Source organism: Clavibacter phaseoli, from assembly GCF_021922925.1.
Lineage (GTDB): Bacteria > Actinomycetota > Actinomycetes > Actinomycetales > Microbacteriaceae > Clavibacter > Clavibacter phaseoli.
This window is the reverse complement of record NZ_CP040786.1, coordinates 493,577-519,156: the sequence shown is the minus strand read 5'-3', so window position 1 is coordinate 519,156 and position 25,580 is coordinate 493,577. Positions and strand designations below refer to the sequence as shown.

Sequence of the window (25,580 nt, the reverse complement as noted above, 5' to 3'; positions counted from 1 at the left end):
ATAGGCTCTCGGCCATGAGCGAGATCTCCCGGCACCTGCCCCTCAGCCAGCGCCCGTCCGAGCCCGAGGCGAAGGTCACCGGCGTCTGGAGCGCGGAGATCGCCGACGTGCTCGACCGCACCGCCGACCTCCTCGCGTCCCTCGACGCCGACGGCTGGGAGGCGGCCAGCATGTGCGAGGGCTGGTCCGTGCGCGACGTCGCCGGCCACATCGTCTGGCGGGTCGGCGCGAGCAACGCCGCCATGGTGCGCACGGCCGTGGGATCCCTGCGACGCCGTCCGCACCTCAACCCCATGCACGTGATGGACGACCTCAGCGCCGACGAGGCCGCCCGCTCCCCCGAGGAGCTGGTCGCCCGGATCCGCGCCATCGCCGCCGACAAGCGCGCCGGGAAGGGGCGCAAGCGCCTGCCGGAGCTGCTCGAGGTCGTCGTGCACGGGTTCGACATCGCGCACGCGCTGAAGGCCGACCTCGAGCTCGACCACCGGTCGACGGGTGCCGTCGCCGTCGCGCGCGCCGCGATCGCGCCCGCGCAGGTCCGCGGGGTGCTGCGGGCACGCACGCTGCGCGCGTCCGACGCCGGCTGGAGCGTGGGTCACGGCCCGGCGATCGAGGCGACCGCGTCGACGCTGATCATGTACCTCTTCGGCCGCACGCCCCGGCCCGAGGGCGACGCGGCGGCATCGCCGGAGGACGGGACCGCTGCCGGCGCCTAGGAGCCGAGCACGGCCCGGGTGCGGACCACGTCGTCGGTCATCTGCGCGATGAGCGGCTCGCGGCCCTCGTAGGCGACCATGCCGCGGATCCGGGAGACGAACACGACCTCCACCTCGTAGTCGTAGAGGTCGAGCGTCTCGTCGAGCACGAACGCCTCGACGACGCGCGGCCGGACGCCCGCGAACGTCGGGTTGGTGCCGACCGAGATGGCCGACGGGTAGGTGCGGTCGCCGTCGCGGAGCCAGCCCGCGTAGACGCCGTCGGCGGGGATGAGGCCCTCGGCCTCGGGCGACAGGTTCGCGGTGGGGAAGCCGAGCTCGCGGCCGCGCTTCTCGCCGTGCACGACGAGGCCGCGGACGGCGGGGGCGCGGCCGAGCAGCTCGGCGGCGGCCTCGACGTCGCCGCGGTCCATGAGGTCGCGGATCCAGGTGGACGAGACCTTGCGGCTGCCGTCGGGCATGACGTCGCCGACGACGACCGTGCGGAAGCCGTGGCTCTCGCCGAGGCGCGTGAGCGTGGCGGCGTCGCCCGCGCCCTGCGCGCCGAAGCGGAAGTCCTCGCCCACGAGCACGACGCGGGCGCGGAGGGCGTCGACCAGCACCGTGCGGACGAACTCCTCCGGGCTCAGCCGCTGGAGGCGCTCGTCGAACGGGAGCATGAGGGTCGCGTCGACGCCGAGCTCGGCGAGCAGCTCGATCTTCTGCCGGTTGCTCACGAGGCTCTGCGGCCGCGCGGCCGGAGCGAGCAGCGCGGCGGGGTGGCGGTCGAAGGTGACCACGGCGGACGCGAGGCCCTCGTCGGCCGCGATGCCGAGGAGGCGCCGGATCACCGCGCGGTGGCCCGCGTGGACGCCGTCGAACTTGCCGATGGTGACGGCGCTCGGCCCGAAGCCGCCCGGCACCTCGGCCGGGTCGTGGACGACGAGCACGGTCAGCGGTCCCCGCGCACGGGGCGCTCGTCGACGGCGCTCACGCGCGAGCGGCCGCCGCGGCGGAGCCACAGCAGGCCGAGCACGGGCAGCACGAGCGGGATGAACACGTAGCCGTAGCCGTAGACCGACCACACGCTGTCGTGCGGGAAGAGCTGGGAGTCGACGAGGCTCAGCGTGCCGACGACGAGGACGCCCACGAGCTCGAACGCGATCGTGGCGAACGCGATCCGGTACCAGCGGCGCGCGGCCTCCGGGGTGCGCGCCGGGGCGACCAGCGCGACGGTCGCGACGATGTAGACCACGGCGGCGAGCGCGGAGAGCGCGTAGGCGACGGGCGCCTCGTCGAACTTCGTGAGGATCTGCGTGACCGAGCGGCCCGTCGCGGCGAGGGCCAGCAGCCCGTAGAAGAAGACCAGGACCCGTCCGAGACCGGTCATGCGCGAGGTACGGGAGTCAGTCATGGCACCTGCGATTATCCCCTACCCGAGGGAGAGGCGGTCACGCGGACTGGACGTTCCAGATGACGTCCATCCGGTAGACCATGATCGCGATGGCGAGGCACGACGCCCCCAGGATGATCGTGCTCCACCTGGTGCGCTCGACCAGCGCCCAGAAGACGGCGAGCGGCGGGATCACGAGGCCGCTCAGCAGGTAGGCGTAGTACTCGACGAGGTTGCCCGACGGCGGGTTGCCGACCGCGGGCGCGACGATCGCGATCACGAGCTGCACCACGAGCAGCACCTCGACGAGCGCGGTCGGGAGCACCGTCAGGTCGCTCGGCTTCCGCCCGATCGCGCCGACGACGAGGCAGAGCACGCCCGCGACGACGGCGACGGCGATCTGCGCGACCGTGAACCAGCCGATCACGAGGCGCCCGCCTCGTCGGCCGGGAAGTTGACGATGGACGTGCCCGTGCGGCCGCGGAAGCCGACCAGCCCCACGAGCCGGCCGTCGGGCGCGACCGCGGCGAGCGGATCCTCGGTGGGCGCCTCGTCGGGCGTCGTGAGCTTCTTGCCGTGCCCGAGGTCGACGGCCTCCTGGTCGGTGAGGTGCAGCACGTCGAAGAGGCGCGCGGCCGCGTCCGCCGGCGGGATGAGGCGGTCGGCGACCACCAGGTCGTCGATGGCGACGGCGTCGTCGACGTGGAACGGGCCGACGCGCGTGCGGCGGAGCGCGGTGAGGTGGCCGCCGACGCCGAGCTCGCGGCCGAGGTCCCGCGCGAGCGCCCGCACGTAGGTGCCGGAGGAGCACGTGATGCGGACGTCGAGGTCGAGCTGCGCGCCGTCCTCCTCGCCCTCCTCCGCCTCGACCGCGTCGAAGCGCAGCACGTCGAACGCCGAGACGGTGACCTCGCGCGCGGCGAGCTCGACCTCCTCGCCGGCGCGGACGCGGGCGTACGCGCGCTTGCCGTCGACCTTGATGGCGCTCACGGCGCTCGGCACCTGCGAGATGGTGCCGCGGAGGCCGGCGATGGCGCGCTCCACGTCGGCGACGGCGAGGTCGCGGATCCGCCCGGGCTCGGCGCGCGAGACGACCTCGCCCTCGCGGTCGTCCGTGGTCGTGGCGCGGCCGAGGCGGATCGTCGCGAGGTACTCCTTGTCGAGGCCGACGAGGTACGTGAGCAGGCGCGTGGAGCTGTTGACGCCGAGGATCATGAGGCCGGTCGCCATCGGGTCGAGCGTGCCCGCGTGCCCGACCTTGCGGGTGCCGGCGAGGCGGCGCGTGCGGGCGACGAGGTCGTGGCTCGTCCACTCCCCGCGCTTGTCGATGAGGAGCAGGCCGCTCGCGGTGGAGGGCGCGGCGCGGGGGGTCGGGGTTTCCATGGCCCCACCATCATGCCGTGCCCGGGCCGCCGCCCGGCTCCCTCGGAGACGTCCGGCCTAGGATCGAGGGCGTCGGAGGAGGACGCGTGCGGATCGGTGTCTTGGGTGCGGGCGCGGTCGGCGGCACCATCGCGGCGCTCCTCGAGCGCGCCGGTCACGACGTCGACGTCACCGCGCGCGGGCCGCACCTCCGGGCGATCCAGGACCGCGGCCTCCGCCTCTCCGGCGGCTACGGCGACCACGTCGCGCGCGTCGCGGCGGCCGAGCGGCTGGGCCGTCCGCCCGAGCTCGCGATCGTCGCCACCAAGATCGCCGACGCCCGCGACGCCATGACCGAGAACGCGGGCTGGCTCCGCGGGATCCCGGTGCTCGTCGTGCAGAACGGGCTCTCAGCGATCACGATGGGCGTCGAGTGCCTGCCGCGCTCGCAGGTCATCGGCGGGCTCGCGCTCGTCGCGGCGTCGCTCAGCGAGCCCGGGCTCGTCACGGTCACGACGCCCGCGGGCATCCAGATCGGCACCGCGGACGGCCCGGCCGGCGCCGACGTCGCCCTCGTGCGCGAGGTGCTGGATCCCGTCATGCCCGTCACGGTCGCCGCCGACTTCCGCGGCGCCCAGTGGACGAAGCTCGTCATCAACGGGATCAACGCGGTGCCGGCCATCACCGGCCTCAGCGTGCAGGCGGTCATCGCCGAGCCCGTGCTGCGGCGGATCGTCACGCGCACCATGCAGGAGACCGTGCGCACGGGCCTCGCGCGCGGCGTGACGTTCGGGCCGCTCGGCGGCCTCACCCACCGTCGCCTGCGGCTGTTCGCGTCGCTGCCGCTCCCCCTCGCCGAGCGCCTGCCGGTCTCGCTCGCCCGGAACATGGGGCAGGTGCCGAACCCCGGGTCGACGCTGCAGAGCATCCGCCGCAACCGCCTGACCGAGGTGGACCACCTCAACGGCGCGGTCTCCGCGCTCGCTCCGGGGGCGGGCCAGGACGCGCGCGTCAACGCCGCGCTGGTGCAGCTCGTGCACGGCGTGGAGACCAGCGGGCGGCACATCTCGCCCGCGGAGCTCGCGCGGCTCGTCCCGCGCTGAGCGCCTGGCGGCCGGGAGCCTTCAGCAGCTGTCGGCGAAGACGCGGCGCGGGAGCTCGGGGTCGGTGACGTCGACGATCATGCTCGCCGCCCGGCGCGGGTTGACCTGGCGGATGTAGCGCGCGTGCGCCTCCTGCTCCGCGGCTCCGGCGTCGCCGCCCGAGGTCGCGAGCGGCTCGTCGGGCAGCAGCAGGTAGACGACGCCGTTCCACAGGCCGCGGAGCTCCGGGGTCTGCAGGGCGTCGCCCGCGACGATCAGCACGGCGTCGGCGGGGGCATCCGTCACGACGTCGCCGTCCGGCCGCAGCGAGAAGTCGCCGTCGGCCTTCCGGAACGGCCGGACGAGCGCGTCGCGGAGGGCGTCCGGGGCGGGAGCGCCGCCGTCGGGCGCGAAGTCGGCCGCTGAGGCGACGTACGCCCCGCGGCCGTCCGCGCGCAGCACGTCGGCGAGGTCGTGCGCGAACGCGTTCGGGTCCGCGAGCGGTCCGCCGTCGACCGCGAGGAAGGCGCGTCCGCGGCCGTAGTTGTGCAGGAACTCGTCGGCGAGCGAGGACAGGACCTCGGCGCGGGAGGCGCGGTACAGGGGCATGCGCCGAGCCTAGGCTCATCGTCTCGTACGCTGGCCGGATGCCGGAGACCGCCATCGCCCCCCGGATCACCGCGTGGTTCCGGGAGAACGCCCGCGACCTGCCCTGGCGGCGCGAGGGGTTCGGATCCTGGGGCATCCTCGTCAGCGAGTTCATGCTGCAGCAGACGCCCGTGGTGCGCGTGATCCCGCGGCTCGAGGAGTGGCTCGCGCGCTGGCCCGTGCCCGCGGCGCTCGCCTCGACGCCCGCGAGCGAGGCCGTCCGCGCCTGGGGCCGCCTCGGCTACCCGCGTCGGGCGCTGGCCCTGCACGCGTGCGCGGTCGCGATCGTCGAGCGGCACGGCGGCGAGGTCCCCGAGGACGTCGACGCCCTGCTCGACCTGCCCGGCGTCGGCCCGTACACGGCGCGCGCGGTCGCGGCGTTCGCGTTCGGCCACCGGCACCCGGTCGTCGACGTCAACGTGCGGCGAGTGCTCGCGCGCGCGGTCGCCGGCCAGGGCGATCCCGGCCCCGCGCGCACGAAGGCCGACCTGGCCGCGATGGAGGCGCAGCTACCCGACGACGTGGCCGAGGCGCGCCTGTTCAACGCCGGCGCGATGGAGCTCGGCGCCGTCGTCTGCACGGCCCGCGCGCCGCGCTGCGACGAGTGCCCGGTGCGCGACCTGTGCGCGTGGCGCGCGGCGGGGTACCCGGCCTACGACGGGCCGGCGCGCGTCGTGCAGAAGCGGTACGAGGGATCCGACCGCCAGGTGCGCGGCCTCCTGCTCGCCGAGCTGCGGTCGAGCCACTCCCCCGTGAGCGCGGCCGATCTCGCGACCGCGTGGCCGGAGCCCGTGCAGCGCGGGCGTGCGCTCGACGGGCTGATCGCCGACGGGCTCGCGGTGCGGCAGCCCGACGGGACGTACGCCCTGCCCAGCTGACGGGCGGCGGTCGACCGGTGCGGGCGCCCGCCGACCGGGTGGATCAGTGCGCGGGCTCGTACCCGGGCGCCGAGCGGTCGACGTCGTCGTCCGGCTCGTCGTCCTCGTCCTCGTCCTCGTCCTCGTCGTCCTCCCCGATCACGCGGGGCTTGACGTACGGGTCCTCGTCGCCCGCGTACACGCCGGCCTTGGCCTGGGCCTGCACGTCCGCGTCGCGGCGGCGGGCCTCCTCGAGGAGGGCGTCGATCGCGGCCGCGTTCTCCGGGACGCCGTCGAGGATGAACTCGAGCGACGGCGTGAGGCGCGCGGTGATGTTCTTGCCCACCTCGCTGCGGAGCATGCCGGTGGCGGACTTGAGGGCGGCGGCCGTGTCGGCGCGCTCCTCGTCGGTGCCGTAGACCGTGTAGAAGATGCTGGCGTGCTGCAGGTCGCCCGTGACGCGGACGTCGGTGACGGTCACGAATCCGAGGCGCGGGTCCTTGATCCCCCGGTCGAGCTTGCGCGCGACGATCTCCTTGATGCGGTCGGCCATCTTCCTGGCCCTCGCGTGATCGACCATGGTCGACGTCCTTCCGTGACGGATGCGGCCGGGCGAGCCCCGGCATCGTGCTCGTGCCCCGCGGGTGGCGGGTGCGACCGGACGCGAGCGCCCGGGTCGTGCTGGTGACCCGCGTGTTGCGGGTACGGCCGGACGCGAGCGCCCGGATCGTGCTGGTGCCCCGCGCGTTGCGGGTGCCGCCGGACGCGAGCGCCCGGATCGTGCTGGTGCCCCGCGGGTGGCGGGACGGGGAGGGCCCCGCTCCCCTGGTGGGGAGCGGGGCCCGGATCGGCCGGGGTCAGACCCGCGGCTTCTCCTTCATCTCGATCGTCTCAATCTCGTCGCCGATCTGGATGTCGTTGAACTTGCCGAGGCCGATGCCCGCCTCGAAGTCCGTGCGGACCTCGGACACGTCGTCCTTGAACCGGCGCAGCGACTCGATGGCCAGGTTGTCGCCCACCACCACGCCGTCGCGGATGACCCGCGCCTTGGCGTTCCTGGTGATGGTGCCCGAGCGGACGATGACACCCGCGATGTTGCCGAACTTGGAGGAGCGGAACACCTCGCGGATCTCGGCGACGCCGGACTGGACCTCCTCGAACTCGGGCTTGAGCATGCCCTTGAGGCTCGACTCGATCTCCTCGAGCGCCGAGTAGATGACGCTGTAGAAGCGGATGTCGACACCCTCACGGGCCGCGCGGGCGCGGGCCTTCGGGTCGGGGCGGACGTTGAACCCGATGATGATCGCGTTGTCGATCGTCGCCAGGTTGACGTCGCTCTCGGTGACCGCTCCGACGCCGCGGTGGATGATCCGCAGCTGCACGGAGTCGTCCACCTCGATCTTCATGAGCGACTCCTCCAGCGCCTCGACGGCACCGGACACGTCGCCCTTGATGATGAGGTTGAGCGACTCGACCTTGCCCTCCTCCAGCGCACGCGTGAAGTCCTCGAGGCTGATGCGCTTGCGGGCCTTGGCCAGCTGCGCGTTGCGCTCGACGGCCTCGCGCTTCTCGGCGATCTGACGGGCGGTGCGGTCCTCCTCGGTGACGAGGAAGGTGTCGCCCGCGCCGGGGACCGACGAGAGGCCCTGGACCTGGACGGGCCGCGAGGGGTAGGCCTCGTGGACCGCGTCGCCGTTCTCGTCCATCATCGCCCGGACGCGGCCGTAGGCCGTGCCCGCCACGATGGCGTCGCCCACGCGGAGCGTGCCCGACTGGATGAGGACGGTCGCGACCGCGCCGCGGCCCTTGTCGAGGCGCGCCTCGATGGCCACGCCGCGCGCGTCCTTGTTCGGGTTGCTGCGCAGGTCGAGCCCGGCGTCGGCGGTGAGCAGGACGGCCTCGAGGAGGTCCTCCACGCCCTTGCCGGTGAGCGCCGAGACGTCGACGAACATGACGTCTCCGCCGTACTCCTCGGCGACCAGGCCGTACTCGGTGAGCTGCTGGCGCACCTTGGCGGGGTTGGCCCCCTCCTTGTCGACCTTGTTGACCGCGACCACGATCGGCACGTTCGCCGCCTGGGCGTGGTTCAGGGCCTCCACCGTCTGCGGCATGATGCCGTCGTCGGCCGCGACCACGAGGATCGCGATGTCGGTGACCTGCGCACCACGGGCGCGCATGGCGGTGAACGCCTCGTGGCCCGGGGTGTCGATGAAGGTGATGGCGCGCTCGTAGCCCTCGTGCGGCGCCCAGACCTGGTACGCGCCGATGTGCTGCGTGATGCCGCCCGCTTCGCCCTCGATGACGTTGGCGTTGCGGATGGCGTCGAGCAGGCGCGTCTTGCCGTGGTCGACGTGGCCCATGACGGTGACGACGGGCGGCCGGATCTCCAGCACGTCGTCGTCCTCGTCCTCGAGCTCCTGGTCGAGGTCGATGTCGAAGCCCTCGAGCAGCTCGCGGTCCTCGTCCTCCGGGGAGACGACCTGGATCTTGTAGCCGAGCTCCGTGCCGAGCACCTCGAAGGTGGCCTCGTCGAGCGACTCGGTCGCCGTGGCCATCTCACCGAGGTGGAACAGCACGGTCACCAGGTTGCCGGGGCTCGCGTCGATCTTGTCGGCGAAGTCCGAGATGGACGCGCCGCGACGCAGGCGGACGACGGTGTTGCCGTCGCCGCGGGGGACGCTGACGCCACCCAGCGACGGGGCCTCGCGCAGCTCGAACTCGGCCCTCTTCGTCCGCTTCGACTTGCGCGACTTGCTCTTGCCGCCACCGCGACCGAAGGCACCCGCGGTGCCGCCGCCGGGGCCGCGACCACGGCCGCCGCCACCGGGACGACCGGCGAAGCCGCCGGCCGGACGCTGGAAGCCGCCGGCCGCGGGGGCGCCGGGGCGTCCCGCTCCGCCGGGTGCGCCGCCGGGGCGACCCGCACCCGCGGGACGCTGGCCGAAGCCGGCCGGGCGCGCGCCCTGGCCGACGCCGCCGGGACGCGGGGCGCCGGGGCGGGGGGATCCGGGACGGGGAGCGGCCGGACGGGGGCCTGCGGCTCCCGCAGCGGGGCGCTGGCCCATGCCCTGGTTGCTCGCGAACGGGTTGTTGCCCGGGCGGGGCTTGGTGCCCATGCCCTGGTTGCTCGCGAAGGGGTTGTTGCCGGGGCGCGGGGCCGCCGGACGCGGGATCCCGGGACGCGGGATGCCGTTGGAGGGCGCCGGGGTGCTGCCGGCGTCCGGGCGCGGTGCGCTCGGGGTCGCGGCGGCCGGGGCCTCGGGGGTGGTGGACGCGGCGGACTTCTCGGCCTGCGCCTTCTCGTCCGCGGCGGCCTTGCGGCTCGCCTCGGCCTGCGCCTGGCGCTCCGCGACGGTCAGCGGGGCTGCCGGCGCGGGGACGTCGGACGCCTCGGGGGCCTCGGGTGCCGGAGCCGTGGGCTGCGGGCCGGGGGTGGGACGGCCGCCGGGCTTCGGGGCCGACGAACGGGCTCCGGGGCGCGGGGCGGACGACGGCGTCGCGGCGGGAGCCGTGGCCTGTCCGGTGACGCCGGCTGCCTCGAGGGCCGCCTTGAGCTTGCGGGCCACGGGGGGCTCGATGCTCGACGACGGTCCCTTGACGAACTCGCCCATCTCCTTGAGCTTGGCGAGTGCGGTCTTGCTGTCGACGCCGATCTCGGCGGCGATCTCGTGTACGCGTGGTTTTGCCACTGTTCTCCTGTCTGGGGGTCCTCTCCCAGGCAGGAGGGGACCGCTAGTGCTGGACGGATCTCATTTCGAGCCGCTCATTAGTTGTCCATGTGCCGTTCAGCCTGTTCTCTCGGATGCTCGCGCGCTCGGCTGGGCCGCGAGCCGCTCTCGTAGTCCCCCAAGAGCTGCGGGGTCGAGCGCCGCGTCGCTCCGCAGGGCCCGCCCGAAGGCACGCCGCGCGATCGCTCTGTCGATGCACTCGATGGTCGGATGGATCCACGCGCCCCTGCCGGCCATCACCGCGCGCTCGTCGAGGACGAGGGAGCTGGTGGGGTGATCGGCGACGATCCGCTGGAGAGCGGACCTCGGGGCACGCCGACGACAGCCGACGCACGTTCTTACCGGCTCCATACTACCCCCTCCGTCCGGCGGGGAGGAGGCCGGGTCCCGACGACGGGCGCTCAGTCGTCGCCCTCGAGGATCGAGTCGGGCTGGATGTCGATCTTCGCGCCCGTGAGCTTGGCGGCGAGGCGGGCGTTCTGGCCCTCCTTGCCGATGGCGAGCGACAGCTGGTAGTCGGGCACGAGCGCGCGGACGGCCTTGGTCGCCTGGTCGATGACGAACGAGCTCGTGACCCGGGCGGGCGAGAGCGCGTTGCCGACGAAGACGGGCAGCGACTCCGAGTAGTCGACGATGTCGATCTTCTCGTCGTTGAGCTCCGCCGTGACCGCGCGGACGCGCTGCCCCAGCTCGCCGATGCAGGCGCCCTTGGCGTTGATGCCGGGCTCGGTCGCGCGCACCGCGATCTTGGTGCGGTGGCCGGCCTCGCGGGCGAGCGACACGATCTCGACGAGGCCCTGCGCGATCTCCGGCACCTCGAGCGCGAAGAGCTTGCGGACGAGCGACGGGTGCGTGCGCGAGACCGTGATCTGCGGGCCCTTGGCGCCGCGCGAGACGCTCGTGACGTAGACCCGCAGGCGGGAGCCGTGCACGTACTTCTCGCCGGGCACCTGCTCCTCGGGCGGCAGGATCGCCTCGATGGTGCCGAGGTCGACGTGGATCATGCGCGGGTTCGGGCCCTGCTGGATGACGCCCGCGACGATGTCGCCCTCGCGGCCCTTGAACTCGCCGAGGATGCGGTCGTCGCCGATGTCGCGCAGGCGCTGGTTGATGACCTGCTTGGCGGCGAAGGCGGCGATGCGGCCGAAGTCGCTCGGGCTGTCCTCGGACTCGCCGATGACGAGGCCGTCCTCGTCGAGCTCGGGGACGTGCACGGAGACGTGGCCGGACTTCCGGTCCAGGTGCACGCGGGCCGGGGGCACGCCGTCGGCGACGGGCTTGGCGTCGGCCTGGTCGGTGTGCTTGAGGTAGGCGGTGAGGATGGCCTGCTCGATGATCGAGACGAGCTCCTCGAATGGGATCTCGCGCTCGCGCTCCATCAGGCGCAAGACGCTCAGGTCGATGTCCACGGTGCGACTCCTCTATTCGGTTGGAAACACTCGAGGCTACCCGACCGGGAGGGGTCGGGCAGCCTCGAGGGGACGTGCGGTCGGATCAGCGGCCGGCGGTGAGGGCGCCCACGACGTCCGCGAGCGCGACCGGGGTGCGCTCGTTCGTGCGGCGGTCCCAGAGCTCGGCCATGCCGTCGACCGCGCCGCGGCCGACGATGACGATGGTCGGCACGCCGATGAGCTCGGCGTCGCCGAACTTCACGCCGGGCGACACCTTGGGGCGGTCGTCGAAGAGCACGTCGAGGCCGGCGGCGTCGAGCGCGTCGACGAGCTCCTCGCTCGCCGTCCTGACGGCCTCGTCCTTGCCGGTCATCACGACGTGCACGTCGAACGGGCTGATCGAGGCGGGCCACAGGAGCCCGCGACCGTCCTGCGTGGCCTCGGCGACGAGCGCGAGGTTGCGCGTGATGCCGATGCCGTACGAGCCCATCGTGACGGTGACGAGCTTGCCGTTCTCGTCGAGCACCTTGAGGCCGAGGGCCTCCGCGTACTTGCGGCCGAGCTCGAAGACGTGGCCGATCTCGGTGCCGCGTCCCGCGGTGATGGGGCCGGAGCCGTCGGGCGCGGGGTCGCCGTCGCGGACGTCCGCGGCCTCGACCACGCCGTCGGGCGTGAAGTCGCGGCCGGCGACCAGCGACAGGACGTGCTTCCCGGCGACGTTGGCGCCCGTGATCCACGAGGTGCCGTCGACGACGCGGGGGTCGACCACGTAGCGCACCTTCGTGCTCGACGTGGATCCGAGGACGGGGCCCTCGGCCGACCACGGGCCGATGTAGCCCTTCACGAGGCCGGGCTGCTTGGCGAGGTCCGCCTCGGTGGCGGGCTCCACCTCGGCGGGGAAGAAGGCCACCTCGGCGCGCTTGAGGTCGATGTCGCGGTCGCCGGGGATCCCGACGACGACGAGCTCGCGCGTGCCGTCGAGGTGCGTCAGCGCGAGCACGATGTTCTTGAGCGTGTCGGCGGCGGTCCACGCGCGGCCGTCCTCGCGGGGCTCCTGCGCGTTCGCCAGGTCGACGAGGGTCGCGATGGTCGGGGTGTCGGGCGAGTCGAAGACGCGCGCCTCGGGCTGGCCCTCGATGGGGATCGCCTCGGGCACGAGCGTCGTGAACGCCTCGACGTTCGCCGCGTAGCCGCCGGGGCTGCGCACGAACGTGTCCTCGCCGATGGGCGTGGGGTGCAGGAACTCCTCGCTCTTGGATCCGCCCATGGCGCCCGCGTCGGCGGCGACGATGACGTACTCGAGGCCGAGGCGCTGGAAGATCCGCTCGTAGGCGTCGCGCTGGGCCTGGTAGCTGACGGACAGGGCCTCGTCGGTGACGTCGAACGAGTAGGCGTCCTTCATCGTGAACTCGCGGCCGCGGAGGATGCCGGCGCGGGGACGGGCCTCGTCGCGGTACTTGTCCTGGATCTGGTAGATCGACAGGGGCAGGTCCTTGTAGCTCGAGTAGAGGTCCTTCACGAGCAGCGCGAAGAACTCCTCGTGCGTGGGGGCGAGCACCATGGGCGCGCGCTTGCGGTCCTCGAGGCGGAACATCCCGGGGCCGTACTCGTCGTAGCGGCCGGTGGCCTGGTACGGCTCGGCGGGCAGGAGCGCGGGGAAGTGGACCTCCTGGGCGCCGATGCGCTCCATCTCCTCGCGGACGATGGCCTCGACCTTGTTCTTGACGCGGAGGCCGAGCGGCAGCCAGGCGAAGATGCCGGGGGCCTGGCGGCGGATGTACCCGGCGCGCACGAGGAGGCGGTGGCTGGCCACCTCGGCGTCGACGGGGTCTTCCCGGAGGGTGCGGACGAAGAGCTTGGAGAGGCGTGTGGACACCCGACACAGCCTAGCGATCCGGCCGCCTCGGGCCGCGCCCGGGAGGCGACCGGGACGCGTCCCGGGTCAGCGCCCGGCGGCGGCGTACGAGAGGCGCAGGCGCTCGAAGCCCTCGTCGAGGGAGACGGCCGGGGTCCAGCCGAGGGCCAGGCGGGTCTCGCGCTGGTCGAACCAGTGCGCCGTGGAGAGCTGCTCGGCGAGGAAGCGGGTCATGGGCGGCTCGTCGGATCCGGGGCGCACGGCCCAGACGCGCTCCACCGCTCCCCCGGCGGCGCGGGCGAGGGCGGCGGGCACGCGGATCCGGGGCGCGGGGACGCCGGCTGCGCGGCACATGCCCGCGAGGAGCTCCGCGACGGGACGCGGCTCGCCGTTGGTGACGACGTACGCGCGGCCGTGCGCGGTGTCGGCGGCGTCGAGCGCTGCGACGATCGCGTCGGCGGCGTTGTCGCGGTAGACGGTGTCGATGAGGGCGGCGCCGTGGCCGAGGAGCGGGAGGCGGCCGCGGGCAGCGCGGTCGACGATGCGGGCGACGAGCTGCGTGTCGCCCGGGCCCCAGACGAGGTGCGGGCGGACGGCGAGGACGCGCATCGCCGGGTCGTCGGCGGCCAGCGCGATGAGCTCGCCCTCGGCCTTGGTGCGGGCGTAGTCGCCGCGGGCGCGGACGGGATCCGCGGGGCCGGCGCCGTCCCCCACGATGGAGAGGCCGGTGTGCGCGACGGACGGCGAGGAGACGTGGACGAACCGCGTCACGCCCGCCGCGCGCGCCGCCTCGAGGAGCGAGCGCGTGCCCTCGACGTTGACGGCGCGGAAGTCGGCGGGGTCCCCCGCGAGCGAGACCTTGGCGGCGAGGTGCACGACGGCGTCGACGCCCGCGACCGCGCGCGCGACGGCGACGGGATCCGCGACGCTGCCGCGGAGGTCGACGACCGCTCCCGGCACGGGGGCGGCGCCGCTTCCCGCGAGGCCCGAGGGCTGGCGCTGGAACGCGCGGACCGCGTGCCCCGCCGCTGCGAGGCGCTCGGCGACGGCGCGGCCGAGCATGCCGCTGGCGCCGGTGACGAGGACGATCACGGCGCCGTGACCCGGCCGCCCGCGAGGATCCCCGCGGCCCAGCGCCCGAGGCGCGCGCGGTCGACCTTGGAGTTGTGGCGGACGTCCGTGGGCAGCACGGGGACGACGATCACGGCGGCGACCGGGTCGCCCACCGCGGCGCGCACGGCGGCGGCGAGGTGCGGGTCCGCGAGCCCGACCCGGCGCGCGGCCGGCACGGTCTCGACGACGAGCACGAGCTGCTGCACTCCCGCGGGCCCGACGCCCACGGCGGCCGCGCGGCCGACGCCCGGCGCGGACTCGGCGCGCTGCTCGGGGCCGACCGGCGTGAGCACGCCGTCGGCCGCCGTGATCACGTGCGGCAGGCGGCCCTCGACCCAGAGCGCGCCCGTGGCGTCGAGGTGGCCGACGTCGCCCGTGCGGTGGCGGCGGATCCCGTCGGACGAATCGCGGCGGGCCGCGCGGTCGGTGACGTGCAGGCGGTCGTAGCGGTCGTGCACGTGGGGCGCGGCGACGACGATCTCGCCCGTGACGCCGGGCGCGGACGTGAGCGCGCCCGTCGCGGCGCCGTCGGCGTCGAGCGGGCTGATGCGGATCGCGACGGGGTCGACGGGCGCGCCGACGCAGACGCCGGCGTCTCCGCGGAGGGCGGCCGCGCGGATCCCGTCGAGCGTGACGTCGGTGAGCAGCAGCCCCTCGGTCATGCCGTACGGCGTGTGCACCTCGGCCGCGGGGACGAGCGCGGCGGCGCGCGTGAGGAGCGCCTCCGAGAGCGGGGCGCCGGCGGAGAGCAGCGAGCGGACGCGGCCGAGCGCCGCGCGGTCGTCAGCCGTGAGCGCGTCCGCGGTCGCGACGACGTTCGCGAGCGCGGCGGGCGATGCGAAGACGACCGTCGCGTCGGCCGCGCGGGCCGCGGCGGCGAGGGCGGACGCGGTGAGGTCGCGCGGGCGGGTCACGTCCATGTCGGGGGTGACGCTCGTGGCGCCGAGCGCGGGGCCGAGCAGCGCGAACGGCGCGAAGCCCGCGACGAGGCCGGTGCCGACGCCCACGTCGAAGCGGGAGCCGAGGGTGTCGCGGAGCGCGGCCAGCTGGCGGTGCGTGTAGACGACGCCCTTGGCGGGACCCGTGGATCCCGAGGTGAAGAGGATCGCGGCGTCGTCGTCCGCGGCGGGCTCGGGCGGCAGGGCCTGCGCCCGGCCGTCGCGGGCGATCTCCGGCAGGCTCGCGGCGACGCCGAGCGCGCGGGCGACGGGCGGCGCGAGCGTGGTGACGGAGACCCGCTCCCCCGGCCAGCCGAGGGCGCGCGCGAGGGCGAGGCCGGCGGGGATGCCGACGACCATGTCGGGGCGGGATCCCACGACCGCGCGTCCGAGCCCCTTCACGCCGAGCCCCGCGTCGGCGACCACGACGATCGCGCCGATGCGGAGGCACGCGTAGAGGAGCGCGGTGAGGTCGGCGCCCGGCGGCACGAGGAGCGAGACGCGGTCGCCCGCGCGGAGACCGCGGGCGTGGAGGCCGGCCGCGATCTCGCGGACGCGGCGCGACAGCAGGCGCCAGGAGACGGTGCGCGGTCCCCCGCCGCCCCGCGGCGCCATCTCGACGAGGACGGGGGCGTCGCCGTCGCGCAGCTCCTCGAGCAGGGCGCCGAGCGGGCGGACGGGCGCGGCGTCGGCGGGCGCGGCGTCGGCGGGCGCGGCGTCGGCGGCCGGAGCCGGAGCCGGACGGGCGGCGGGCGCCGATCCGGGCGCGACCCGGTCCGCGAGCCAGTCGAGCGCGGCCGAGGCGTAGTCGTGGTCCTCGGCGACGAGGTGGCCGGCGCCCTCCACGCGGTGGACGTCGGCGTGCGGCAGGCGCTCGAGGAGGTCGGAGAGGTAGACGTCGGAGAAGATCGGGTCGCGCGGACCCCAGACGAACAGGGCGGGCAGGTCGAGGTCGCGGAGGCCCTCGGCGATGGTGGTGAGGGTCGCGTGGCTGGGGTGCGCGGGGCCGATCGGGATGTCGGCGACGAAGCCGCGGATCCCGCCCCGGCGGGACGCCCCGCGGTACGGCGCGGCGAACGCTCGGCGCACGGCCGGGTCGAGGGGCGGGTGCGCGAGCGCGAGCGTGGTGGCGAGGAAGCCCGGCGTGCCGCGCGTGGCGGCGTCGTGGATCCCCGTGGCGAGCGCCAGGCGCAGCGGCCACGGGATGGGCACGCCCTCCTCCTGGTGCACGGCCGTGTTGAGCGCCATGACCCCGGCGAGCACGTCGCGGTTGCGGAGCGCCCAGCCGAGGCTGACGACGCCGCCCCAGTCGTGGCCGAGCGTGACGACGGGCGCCGTGGCGCCGGATCCCGTGAGCCCCAGCTCGTCGGTGAGCGCCTGCAGGTCGTCGAGCCGCGTCGGCAGCGTGCGCGCCTCGCCCGTGCGCTCGGAGAAGCCCATGTCGAGCTGGTCGACGGCGACCACGCGCCAGGCCGGCCGCGATGGATCCCGCTCGGCGCGCGCCAGCGACTCCGCCGCGATGCGCCGCCAGAGGTACGACCAGGTCGGGTTGCCGTGCACGCACAGGATCGTGCCGGCGACGGGCGCGCCCGTGGCCGCCAGCCGCTCCCCCGTGTCGAGCAGGTGCCAGCCGTGCCCGCCCGCGCGCACGACGCGCGACCAGGCGGGGTCGAGCCCGGGCAGCGGCTGCCCGTCGTCGCCGGGCAGGGGGACGGTCGCCGGGGCGACCGCGGCCGATGCGCTCACGCCGCGGCTACCAGAGGATCTCGGTCATGGCCGTGTTGAGGCCGGAGCCCACGCCCATGCAGAGCACGCGGTCGCCGCGGCTGAGGCTGTCGGCCTGGTCGGCGAGCGTGATGGGGATGCTCGCGGGACCGACGTTGCCGTAGCGCGGGTACGTCAGCGGCACGCGCGACTTGTCGAGCTTGGCGGCCTTGACGATGGCGTTGGTGTGCACGTCCGAGACCTGGTGGAGGATGTAGCGGTCCATGTCGGACCACTCCCAGTCGTCCTGCGCGGCTTCCTTCCACGCGTCGACGACGAGCTCCATGCCGCCGCGGAGCAGCTCCTTGGTGTCGGTGAACATGCCGTCCACGTCGCCGATGCAGAGCTCGTGGTGCTGGGTGGCCGCGCGCGTGACGCCGCCGAGGATCCGGTGCCCCTCGGGGTGGTCGCTCGTGCGCCCGAGGACGGCCGCCGCGGCGCCCGCGCCGAGCGTGAGGCTGGGGAACTCGCTGAGGAAGTCGGCGCGCGTGGTCTCCGGGCGGAGCAGGCGCGCGACCGTGTTGTGGCGGATCTCGCCGGCGTCCTCGCCGTCGACGATCATCGCGTAGTCGATCTGGCCCGAGTCGATGAGGTGGCCCGCGAGCGTCATGGCGTTGACGAACCCGAGGCACGCGTTGGCGATGTCGAAGTTGAGGGCGGACGACGGCAGCCCGAGCCCGTGGTGGATGCTGACGGCGACGCTCGGCTCGAGGTGCGCGCGCGTGACCGACGTGTTGATGAGCAGCCCGATCTGCGACGGCTCGACGCCGGCCTGCGCGAGCGCCTTGCGTCCGGCCGCGGTCGCGGCCGCGTCGAAGGACATCGACGCGTCCCAGTTGCGGCGCTCGAGCACGCCCGCGACGCGCTGCAGGAGGCCCGTGGGGAGGCGCAGGCGCGCGAGCACCGGCTTCAGGCGGTCGTCGATCTCCACCGAGGTCACGGTGTGCGGGGCGAGGACGCTGGCGAGCCCCAGCAGGGAGGTGTTCCGATGCCGGAAAGTGGCGTTACCGTTCAACAGCATCCTCAGTTCGTGGGGCGGTCCGCCGGGCGGACGACTAGCAGAGCCTACGCGCAGGCGGTGCGCGCGGACGCGCCGCCGCCTGCGGGGGCGGTGGTGTGGGGGTGGGGCTAGACGAGGATCTCGGGGCTGCCGATGGATCCCGCGGGCATCTCCGCCGCGAGGCGGTTGGCCTCCTCGATGAGCGTCTGGACGATCTCGGCCTCGGGCACGGTCTTGATGACCTCGCCCTTGACGAAGATCTGCCCTCGGCCGTTGCCGGACGCGACGCCGAGCTCGGCCTCGCGGGCCTCGCCCGGTCCGTTGACGACGCAGCCCATGACGGCGACGCGCAGCGGCACGTTGACGTGCTTGAGGCCCTCGGTGACCTGCTCGGCGAGCGAGTAGACGTCGACCTGGGCGCGGCCGCAGCTCGGGCAGGAGACGATCTCGAGCTTGCGCTCGCGGAGGTTGAGCGACTGCAGGATCTGCAGGCCCACCTTCACCTCCTCGGCCGGCGGCGCGGAGAGGGAGACGCGGATGGTGTCGCCGATGCCCTCCGAGAGCAGGATCCCGAACGCGGTCGCGCTCTTGATCGTGCCCTGGAAGGCCGGTCCGGCCTCGGTGACGCCGAGGTGCAGGGGCCAGTCGCCGCGCTCGGCGAGCAGGCGGTAGGCCTTCACCATGATGACGGGGTCGTTGTGCTTGACCGAGATCTTGAAGTCGTGGAAGTCGTGCTCCTCGAAGAGGCTGGCCTCCCACACGGCGGACTCGACGAGCGCCTCGGGCGTGGCCTTGCCGTACTTCTGCAGCAGGCTCGGGTGCAGGGATCCGGCGTTGACGCCGATGCGGATCGAGGTGCCCGCGGCCTTGGCGGCCTTCGCGATGGCGCCGACCTGGTCGTCGAACTTGCGGATGTTGCCGGGGTTCACCCGCACCGCGCCGACGCCGGCGTCGATGGCCGTGAAGACGTAGCGGGGCTGGAAGTGGATGTCCGCGATGATCGGGATCTGGCTCTTCTTGGCCAGGATGTGCAGCACGTCCGCGTCGTCCTGGTGCGGCACGGCCACGCGCACGATGTCGCAGCCGGTGGCCGTGAGCTCGGCGATCTGCTGGAGCGTCGCGTTGATGTTGGTCGTCTGCGTGGTCGTCATCGACTGGACGCTGACCTGGGCGTTCCCGCCCACCTTCACCTTGCCGACGCTGATCTGACGGGTCTTGCGGCGGGGCGCGAGGACCTCAGGGACCTTCGGCATTCCGAGATTGACTGCTGGCACGGGAAGAGCCTACGTCCGATTCCTGCGCGCCCGGTGCGTCGGGGGCGCGGGCGGCGTCGGGCGCGGGTGACGTCGGGCGCCGGGCGACGTCAGGTCAGCCGGACGGGGTTCACCAGGTCGGCGAAGATCAGCAGCGCGCTCATGGCCCCGAACACGATCACGACCACGAACGTCAGCGGCATGAGCTTCGCGACGTCGACGGGTCCCGGATCGCGCCGGCCGAAGGCCTTCGCGAGGAAGCGGCGGACGCCCTCCACGATCGCGCCGAGCACGTGCCCGCCGTCGAGGGGCAGGAGCGGCAGCAGGTTGATCATGCCGAGCGCCACGTTGAGCGACGCGACGAGGCCGATCATGGCCGAGGCGCGCGAGGCGACGGGCGTCTCGTCGAGGCTCGCGATCTCGCCCGCGACGCGGCCGACGCCCACGACGCTCATGGGGCCGTTCGGATCGCGCTCGCCGCCGCCGAACGCGGCGCGGCCGACGTCGACCAGGCGCTGCGGGAGGTTGAGGATGAGGTTGCCGACCGCGGCCATGTTCTCGCCGGTCGTGGCGAAGGCGGCCGAGAGAGGCTGCTGCTGCACGGCCTGCGTGGGGCTGAAGCCGATGAGTCCGACCTCGCGCGTGACCGGGTCCCCCTGCTCGTCGACCTCGGGGGCTCCGCGCTGGCCGATGACGGCCTGCTGCGTGAGCACGGGCGTGATGGCGAGCGTCTGGCGGGCGCCGTCGCGCTCCACGACGACGTCGAGCTCCTTGCCGGCGGACACCTGGACCGTGCCCGTGACCTGGTCCCACGCGGTGATCGGCGTGCCGTCGATGCTGACGATCGTGTCGCCGGGCTGGAGGCCGGCCGCCGCTCCCGGGGCCTCGGGGGCGCCGGCGGGGCATGTGGCGGCATCGGCCGACGCGGTGGATCCGGCGGGCACGATGCACGCGTTCACCTGGCCGACCGTGGTGGTGGGCGTCGTGACGCCGAAGCCGCAGAGCACGATCGCGAACAGCACGATCGCCAGGAGGAAGTTCATCGCCGGGCCGCCCAGCATGATCACCATGCGCTTCAGGACGGGCAGCTTGTAGAAGGCGCGGTCCTCCTCGTCGCCCACGCTCTCGGCGCTCGCCTGACGGGCGTCCTGCACGAGGAGGTCGAAGAAGCCGCGGCCGGCGCGGTCGTCGGCGTCGGGGGCTGTCGGGGACGCAGCGTCGGCGCCACGGCGGGCGTCGGGCCCGACGAGCTGCGCGATCCCGGTGCTGCTCGTACCGGCGCGCGAGCTCTGCGGCGGGAACATGCCGATCATGGAGATGTAGCCGCCCAGCGGGATGGCCTTCACGCCGTACTCGGTCTCGCCCTTGCGGCGGCTGAAGATCGTCGGCCCGAAGCCGATCATGTACTGCGTGACGCGCACGCCGAAGGCCTTCGCGGGCACCAGGTGCCCGACCTCGTGGAGGCCGATGGACACGGCGACGCCGACCACGATGATGAGCACCCCGAGGATGTAGAGGAAGACGCCGTCCATGGTGGGAGAGGCTACCTCCCGCACCCTGGGCGGACGCCGCCGTGGTGCGGATCCGCAGGCCGTGCGGCCGCGGCCGTCGGGCTGCGCGCAGGGGCCCCGGGCTAGTCTGGGAGTCCGTGAGGAGAGGTGCGCCCATGCCCGGAGAACGGCCCGACGGACTCGCCGGCACGCTGCTGGCCGGTCGCTACCGCATCAGCGGGCTGCTCGGACGCGGCGGCATGGCCACCGTGCACCGCGCCACCGACGAGACGCTCGGCCGCGAGGTGGCCGTCAAGGTCTTCGCGACCGACTCCGCGGACCCGGCCGAGGTGGAGCGCCAGGAGGGCGAGGTGCGCATGCTCGCGGGCCTCAGCCATCCGGGGCTCGTGACGCTCTTCGACGTGGGCGACGACGTCGTCGCCGACCGCGTGCTCGCCTTCATCGTGATGGAGATCGTCGACGGCACCACGCTCGCCGACCGGATGAAGGAGGGGCCGCTGCCCGGCCCCGAGGTGGCGCGCATCGGCGGCATCCTCGCGGACGCGCTCGGCTACATCCACCGCCGCGGCGTCGTGCACCGCGACGTCAAGCCCGCCAACGTGCTGCTCGCCCGTCCCGAGGAGGACGACGAGCCGGCCGTCGCGAAACTCACCGACTTCGGCATCGCGCGCCTCGTGGACGGCACGCGCCTCACGTCGACCGGATCCATCGTCGGCACCGTCAGCTACCTGAGCCCCGAGCAGGCGCTCGGCGAGGAGGTGGGCGCGCCGACCGACGTGTACGCGCTCGGCCTCGTGCTCCTCGAGTGCCTCACCGGCCGCCGCACCTTCCCGGGCACGGCCGCCGAGTCGACCATGGCGCGCGTGGTGCGCGACCCGGAGATCCCCGCCCGGCTCGGCGCCTCCTGGGTGGACCTCCTCTCCCGCATGACCCGGCGGGATCCCGCGACCCGGCCCACGGCGCGCGAGGTGGCGGCGGAGCTGCGCACCGGGCGCGCGCCCGAGTCGGCGGTGGACGCGCCGACCGCGACGTCGACGCGCGTGATGCCGGCGGCGGAGGCCGCCGCGTTCGGCGCCGGGGCCGGGGCCGGTGCGGCCGCCGCCGCCGCCGTGCCGTCCGCTGATCGGGATGCCCGGACCGAGCGGTTCGCCGCCGCCGCGTCGGCGCCGTCCGCCGCGTACCGCGACGATCCGACCGCGAGGACCGCCCCGGCCGCCGGCCGCGCGGACCGCACGCCCGCGAAGCGCCGCGGCAGCCGGGCCCTCAGCATCGCCGTCGTGTCCGTGCTGATCGCCGCGGCCGCCGTGGTCGGCGTCGTGACCGTGCAGGCGATGTCGGACCGCGACACGTCCTACCCGACCGTCCCCGGTCCCCTCGGCGCCAGCCTCGAGGAGCTGCAGAAGAGCGTGGAGGACGCCCCGTGATCCGCACATCGACCCGCCCCGTCCCCGGCTCGACGGGCGTCGCCTCCCCCGGATGGCGCTCGCTCCGCGGTCGCGCCGCCGTCGGCCTCGCGGCCGCGACCACGGCCGTCCTCCTGCTCGCCGGATGCGCGGGATCGTCGACGCCCGAGGACCGCGCCCTCGACGACCTGCAGCAGCGGACGCTCTCCGTGACCCGGTCGTCCGCGGACGGGGACTACGAGAAGGCGCTCGCGCAGCTCGAGGAGCTGCGGGCGGCCGTCGAGGCCGACCTCGCCGACGGATCCATCGACCAGGCGCGGCACGACGAGGTCATCGCGCGCATCGACGCGGTGCGCGCGCAGCTCGAGGCGGCTCGCGACGCGGCGGAGACCACGCCGACGCCGTCGACCTCGCCGTCGACGAGCCCGTCGCCGTCGCCGTCCCCCTCGCGGACGCCGTCCCCCTCCCCCACCCCGAGCCCGACCCGCACGACGACGCCGTCCCCCTCGGCGACCCCGAGCCCGACGCCGGAGGAGGACGACGCACCCGTCGCCCCGGGCGGCGGGGACGCCGGGCCCGGGAACGCCGGGAACGGGAACGGGAACGGGAACGGCAAGGGGAACGGCGGACCCGGCAAGCCCGGGAACGGCTGACGCAGGGACGGCTGACGCGGGGACGGCAGAGCCAGGTCCCGTCGCGGCTGAGCCGCGCTCCGCATGCGGCACCGGAGGCCCAGCCGGGCTCCGCTCGCGGCCAGCCGCGGCCCGACCGGGACCCGCACGTCATCCCGCGGTGCGGGCGGTGCCGGCGAGCCGCGGTGACGGCGGCGACGCCGCGCGGGACGCGGCGCTCAGGCGGGACGGGTCAGATCCCGAGCACCCGGTCGGCCTCGGCGCGCGCCCAGCGCTCCGCCTCGGCGAGCGACTCCCGCGTGAGCGGGCCGGACGCCGGCTCGTGGGCGTCGACGACGCGGCGGATGGTGTCGACGATGTCGAGGAAGCCCGCGCGACCGGCGTGGAACGCCTGGACGGCCTGCTCGTTCGCCGCGTTGTAGACCGCCGGGTACGTGGATCCGGCCGCGCCGACCTGCTTGGCCAGCAGCACCGCCGGGAAGGCCTCGTCGTCGAGCGGCTCGAAGGTCCACGTGGCGGCGCGGGTCCAGTCGATGGGGACGCCGACGTCGTGCATGCGGTGCGGCCAGTTGAGGCCGAGGGCGATGGGGAGGCGCATGTCCGGCGGGGACGCCTGCGCGAGCGTCGAGCCGTCGATGAACTCGACCATGGAGTGCACGAGCGACTGCGGGTGCACGACCACGTCGATCCGCTCGTAGGGCACGTCGAACAGCAGGTGCGCCTCGATGACCTCGAGGCCCTTGTTGACGAGCGTGGACGAGTTCGTCGTGATGACGAGGCCCATGTCCCACGTGGGGTGCGCGAGCGCCTCGCGCGGGGTCACGTGCTCGAGCTCGGCGCGCGTGCGGCCGCGGAACGGACCGCCGGACGCCGTGACGACGAGGCGCCTGACCTCCTCTGCCGTTCCGCCGCGCAGCGCCTGCGCGATGGCGGAGTGCTCCGAGTCGACCGGCACGAGCTGGCCGGGCGCCGCGAGCGAGCGCACCAGCTCGCCGCCCACGATGAGCGACTCCTTGTTGGCGAGGGCGAGGGTGCGGCCCTCCTCCAGCGCGGCGAGCGTGGGGCCGAGCCCGACGGATCCCGTGATGCCGTTGAGCACCACGTCGGCGTCCACGGAGCGGATGAGCTGCTCCGCCTCGTCCGCGCCGAGGGCCGTGTGCTCGACGCCCGCCACGCGCGCCTGCTCGGCGAGCGCCTCGCGCTTGCTGCCCGCGCCGAGCCCCACCACCTCGAAGAGCTCCGGGTGCCGGGCGACGACCTCGAGGGCCTGCACGCCGATGGAGCCGGTGGATCCGAGGATGATGACGCGGCGCACGGCTGCTCCTACTGGCCGGCGGCGGGCTGGGTGCCGAGGATGTCGACGACGAACACGATGGTGTCGGTGCCGCCGATGTCCTCGCCGGAACCGGCGTCGCCGTAGCCGTCGGCGGGCGGGATGATCGCGATGACCTGCGAGCCGACCTTCTGCCCGACGAGAGCCTTGGTGAACCCCGGGATGACCTGCGAGGTGACGAACGTGGCGCTCTGGCCGCGCTCCCAGCTCGAGTCGAAGACCTTCTTGGTGTTCCAGTTGATGCCCGTGTACTGCACGGTGACGCTCGCGCCGTCCGTGACCTCCGCGCCGTCGCCGACCTTGAGGTTCGCGATCTTCGTCTCCGTCGGCGGATCGGCGTCCGGGATGGTGATGGTGGGCGCGCCGTCGTCCGCGAGCGTCACGGCCGGGAAGCCCTCGGGGGCGGGCTGGTCGACGCCGTCGGCGCGGGTGGCGGCCTGGCTCAGCACGTCGACGACGATCACGATGGGGTCGTCGGCGCCGAGGCCGAGCGTCGTGGCCTGCTCGGCGGCGAAGCCGTCGGCGGCGGGGACGACCGCGACGATGCGCGATCCGACCGTCGTGCACTCGACCGCGCGGACGACGCCGGGGACGAGCGCGCCGTCGTTCATCGTGGCGGGCAGCGGCGAGTCGGCGTTGTAGGCGAGCTGCGAGATGGCCTCGCCGGTCGTCCCGTTGTAGGCGGCGAGCGCGATGTTCGCCGTGGCGCCGGCCGCGATCTCCGCGCCGTCGCCCTGGGTGACCACCGTGCGCTCGGTCGTGTCGACCGTGAGCGGCGCGTCGACGGTGACCTCGGGGGCCGTGCCGAAGTCGCCGGAGACCTTCACCGACTTCGAGGCGTCGCCCGACGGGGTGTCGATGCAGGACGCCCCCGCGGTGCGCGCGCCGGCCGTCGGGCTCGCGGACGGATCCGCGTCCGGCGTGCCGCTGCCGGAGCAGGCGGACAGCGCCAGGATGGCCGCCGCGGCCAGGGTGAGGGGGATGCGTCGCTTCACGTGAGTCGCTTTCATCGGCGCGCCGGACGCACCAGGTATGTGGGAGGGACGCGCCCAGTCTGCCCGACCCGGCCGGGGACCGCCTGACAGGGCGCGGACCGGGCGCCCGGTCTGGCGCCAGGTCGGGCGTCGGTCAGGCGCTCGCGTCGGCGGCGAGCACGGTGCGCGGCTCGTGGTGCACGGGGAAGGCCACGCTGGACGCGATGAAGCACCGCGCGGAGGCGCCCTGGTGCAGCGACGTCGCGAGCTCGACGTGCGCGGGATCCCGCACGGTGACGACGGGCCGCAGCGTGACCTCCACGAAGTGCCCGCCGCCGTCGTCCGTCTGCCGCATGGTGCCGGTGGGCTCGTCGCTGTAGCCCACGACCACGACGCCCGCCATGGCGGCCGCGTGCAGGTAGCTGAGCAGGTGGCACTGCGCGAGCGCGGAGATGAGGGTCTCCTCGGGGTTCCAGCGGTCGACGTCGCCGCGGAAGGGGCGGTCGGCGGATCCGAGGAGGTCGGGCTTGCCGGCGGCGCGCACGACGTGGTCGCGGCCGTAGGAGCGGTAGTCGGACGTGCCGGATCCGCGGTCGCCCGTCCACTCGAGGGACAGGGCGTACCGGTGCTCGATCTGCATGGGATCAC

23 protein-coding genes are annotated in these 25,580 nt (G+C 74.4%); 5 read left to right on the top strand and 18 right to left on the bottom strand.

The features are described from left to right. Window positions 1–14 precede the first annotated feature (14 nt). Window positions 15–716 (top strand): maleylpyruvate isomerase family mycothiol-dependent enzyme, encoded by a 702-nt coding sequence (locus FGI33_RS02410; RefSeq protein WP_119433919.1) that lies wholly within the window; start codon window positions 15–17, stop codon window positions 714–716. On the opposite strand, the gene FGI33_RS02405 is transcribed toward FGI33_RS02410, so the two are convergent. Genes FGI33_RS02405 through truB form a run of 4 tightly spaced genes read right to left on the bottom strand, consistent with a single transcriptional unit; the run spans window position 713 to window position 3,471 of the window. Beyond that, on the bottom strand, window positions 713–1,645 hold the full coding sequence (locus tag FGI33_RS02405) for a bifunctional riboflavin kinase/FAD synthetase (protein WP_119433920.1): 933 nt from the start codon (window positions 1,643–1,645) through the stop codon (window positions 713–715). The two genes, FGI33_RS02410 and FGI33_RS02405, sit on opposite strands and share 4 nt — an antisense overlap. Before the next feature lie 2 nt (window positions 1,646–1,647). After that, window positions 1,648–2,109 (bottom strand): hypothetical protein, encoded by a 462-nt coding sequence (locus FGI33_RS02400; protein ID WP_012038832.1) that lies wholly within the window; start codon window positions 2,107–2,109, stop codon window positions 1,648–1,650. A 37-nt stretch (window positions 2,110–2,146) separates the two neighbouring features. Then, window positions 2,147–2,515, bottom strand: a complete 369-nt coding sequence (locus tag FGI33_RS02395) for a hypothetical protein (protein ID WP_119433921.1) — start codon at window positions 2,513–2,515, stop codon at window positions 2,147–2,149. Continuing rightward, the gene (gene truB, locus FGI33_RS02390) at window positions 2,512–3,471 is read right to left on the bottom strand and encodes a tRNA pseudouridine(55) synthase TruB (RefSeq protein ID WP_119433922.1); all 960 of its coding nucleotides are present in this window, start codon (window positions 3,469–3,471) and stop codon (window positions 2,512–2,514) included. Before truB ends, FGI33_RS02395 begins: the two co-directional genes overlap by 4 nt. Window positions 3,472–3,557: 86 nt before the next feature. Between truB and FGI33_RS02385 the strand changes: the two genes are divergently transcribed. Further along, on the top strand, window positions 3,558–4,553 hold the full coding sequence (locus FGI33_RS02385) for a ketopantoate reductase family protein (protein WP_119433923.1): 996 nt from the start codon (window positions 3,558–3,560) through the stop codon (window positions 4,551–4,553). Window positions 4,554–4,574: 21 nt separating this feature from the next. On the opposite strand, the gene FGI33_RS02380 is transcribed toward FGI33_RS02385, so the two are convergent. After that, on the bottom strand, window positions 4,575–5,141 hold the full coding sequence (locus tag FGI33_RS02380; RefSeq protein WP_119433924.1) for a nucleoside/nucleotide kinase family protein: 567 nt from the start codon (window positions 5,139–5,141) through the stop codon (window positions 4,575–4,577). A 38-nt stretch (window positions 5,142–5,179) separates the two neighbouring features. On the opposite strand from FGI33_RS02380, the gene FGI33_RS02375 reads away from it, so the two are divergent. Further along, window positions 5,180–6,058, top strand: a complete 879-nt coding sequence (locus FGI33_RS02375) for an HhH-GPD family protein (RefSeq protein ID WP_119433925.1) — start codon at window positions 5,180–5,182, stop codon at window positions 6,056–6,058. A gap of 43 nt (window positions 6,059–6,101) precedes the next feature. Here FGI33_RS02375 and rbfA read toward each other — a convergent pair whose 3' ends face one another. The 10 genes from rbfA to FGI33_RS02325 all read right to left on the bottom strand — a co-directional run bounded on the left by rbfA (window position 6,102) and on the right by FGI33_RS02325 (window position 20,611). Continuing rightward, complete coding sequence (gene rbfA / locus FGI33_RS02370) at window positions 6,102–6,617, bottom strand: 30S ribosome-binding factor RbfA (protein WP_119433926.1); 516 nt, start codon at window positions 6,615–6,617, stop codon at window positions 6,102–6,104. 277 nt (window positions 6,618–6,894) lie between these two features. Beyond that, window positions 6,895–9,726 carry a translation initiation factor IF-2 gene (infB, locus tag FGI33_RS02365; RefSeq protein ID WP_237582199.1) on the bottom strand — a complete coding sequence of 944 codons (2,832 nt, stop codon included), beginning with the start codon at window positions 9,724–9,726 and terminating at the stop codon, window positions 6,895–6,897. 96 nt (window positions 9,727–9,822) lie between these two features. Continuing rightward, a complete protein-coding gene (locus FGI33_RS02360; RefSeq protein ID WP_119435101.1) occupies window positions 9,823–10,116 on the bottom strand; it encodes a YlxR family protein in 294 nt (97 codons plus the stop codon). Between the two features lie 50 nt (window positions 10,117–10,166). Continuing rightward, the gene (gene nusA, locus FGI33_RS02355) at window positions 10,167–11,174 is read right to left on the bottom strand and encodes a transcription termination factor NusA (RefSeq protein ID WP_045528674.1); all 1,008 of its coding nucleotides are present in this window, start codon (window positions 11,172–11,174) and stop codon (window positions 10,167–10,169) included. Window positions 11,175–11,259: 85 nt separating this feature from the next. Beyond that, window positions 11,260–13,032 carry a proline--tRNA ligase gene (locus tag FGI33_RS02350; protein WP_119435100.1) on the bottom strand — a complete coding sequence of 591 codons (1,773 nt, stop codon included), beginning with the start codon at window positions 13,030–13,032 and terminating at the stop codon, window positions 11,260–11,262. Between the two features lie 66 nt (window positions 13,033–13,098). Further along, window positions 13,099–14,103 carry an NAD-dependent epimerase/dehydratase family protein gene (locus FGI33_RS02345; protein WP_237582198.1) on the bottom strand — a complete coding sequence of 335 codons (1,005 nt, stop codon included), beginning with the start codon at window positions 14,101–14,103 and terminating at the stop codon, window positions 13,099–13,101. Further along, window positions 14,100–16,808: an alpha/beta fold hydrolase gene (locus FGI33_RS02340; RefSeq protein ID WP_237582197.1), complete on the bottom strand. Its 2,709-nt coding sequence runs from the start codon at window positions 16,806–16,808 to the stop codon at window positions 14,100–14,102. The genes FGI33_RS02345 and FGI33_RS02340 overlap by 4 nt, the downstream gene beginning before the upstream one ends. A gap of 7 nt (window positions 16,809–16,815) precedes the next feature. Next, window positions 16,816–17,847 (bottom strand): 3-oxoacyl-ACP synthase III, encoded by a 1,032-nt coding sequence (locus FGI33_RS02335; protein WP_119434690.1) that lies wholly within the window; start codon window positions 17,845–17,847, stop codon window positions 16,816–16,818. Window positions 17,848–17,954: 107 nt separating this feature from the next. Next, window positions 17,955–19,100: a flavodoxin-dependent (E)-4-hydroxy-3-methylbut-2-enyl-diphosphate synthase gene (ispG, locus tag FGI33_RS02330; RefSeq protein ID WP_172405931.1), complete on the bottom strand. Its 1,146-nt coding sequence runs from the start codon at window positions 19,098–19,100 to the stop codon at window positions 17,955–17,957. An 89-nt stretch (window positions 19,101–19,189) separates the two neighbouring features. Beyond that, window positions 19,190–20,611 (bottom strand): M50 family metallopeptidase, encoded by a 1,422-nt coding sequence (locus FGI33_RS02325; protein ID WP_182478718.1) that lies wholly within the window; start codon window positions 20,609–20,611, stop codon window positions 19,190–19,192. Between the two features lie 134 nt (window positions 20,612–20,745). Here FGI33_RS02325 and FGI33_RS02320 point away from each other — a divergent pair, with 134 nt between their 5' ends. Continuing rightward, the gene (locus FGI33_RS02320; protein WP_237582196.1) at window positions 20,746–22,014 is read left to right on the top strand and encodes a serine/threonine-protein kinase; all 1,269 of its coding nucleotides are present in this window, start codon (window positions 20,746–20,748) and stop codon (window positions 22,012–22,014) included. Beyond that, window positions 22,011–22,646 (top strand): ABC transporter C-terminal domain-containing protein, encoded by a 636-nt coding sequence (locus tag FGI33_RS02315; RefSeq protein ID WP_237582195.1) that lies wholly within the window; start codon window positions 22,011–22,013, stop codon window positions 22,644–22,646. The genes FGI33_RS02320 and FGI33_RS02315 overlap by 4 nt, the downstream gene beginning before the upstream one ends. Window positions 22,647–22,857: 211 nt before the next feature. Here the strand turns inward: FGI33_RS02315 and FGI33_RS02310 are convergent, their stop codons facing one another. The 3 genes from FGI33_RS02310 to FGI33_RS02300 form a co-directional block, all read right to left on the bottom strand. After that, on the bottom strand, window positions 22,858–23,940 hold the full coding sequence (locus FGI33_RS02310) for a 1-deoxy-D-xylulose-5-phosphate reductoisomerase (protein WP_119434809.1): 1,083 nt from the start codon (window positions 23,938–23,940) through the stop codon (window positions 22,858–22,860). An 8-nt stretch (window positions 23,941–23,948) separates the two neighbouring features. After that, entirely contained in the window at window positions 23,949–24,953 is a 1,005-nt protein-coding gene (locus tag FGI33_RS02305) for an FKBP-type peptidyl-prolyl cis-trans isomerase (protein ID WP_237582194.1), read from the bottom strand. Window positions 24,954–25,086: 133 nt separating this feature from the next. Further along, on the bottom strand, window positions 25,087–25,572 hold the full coding sequence (locus FGI33_RS02300; protein WP_119434808.1) for an OsmC family protein: 486 nt from the start codon (window positions 25,570–25,572) through the stop codon (window positions 25,087–25,089). Between the last annotated feature and the right edge of the window lie 8 nt (window positions 25,573–25,580).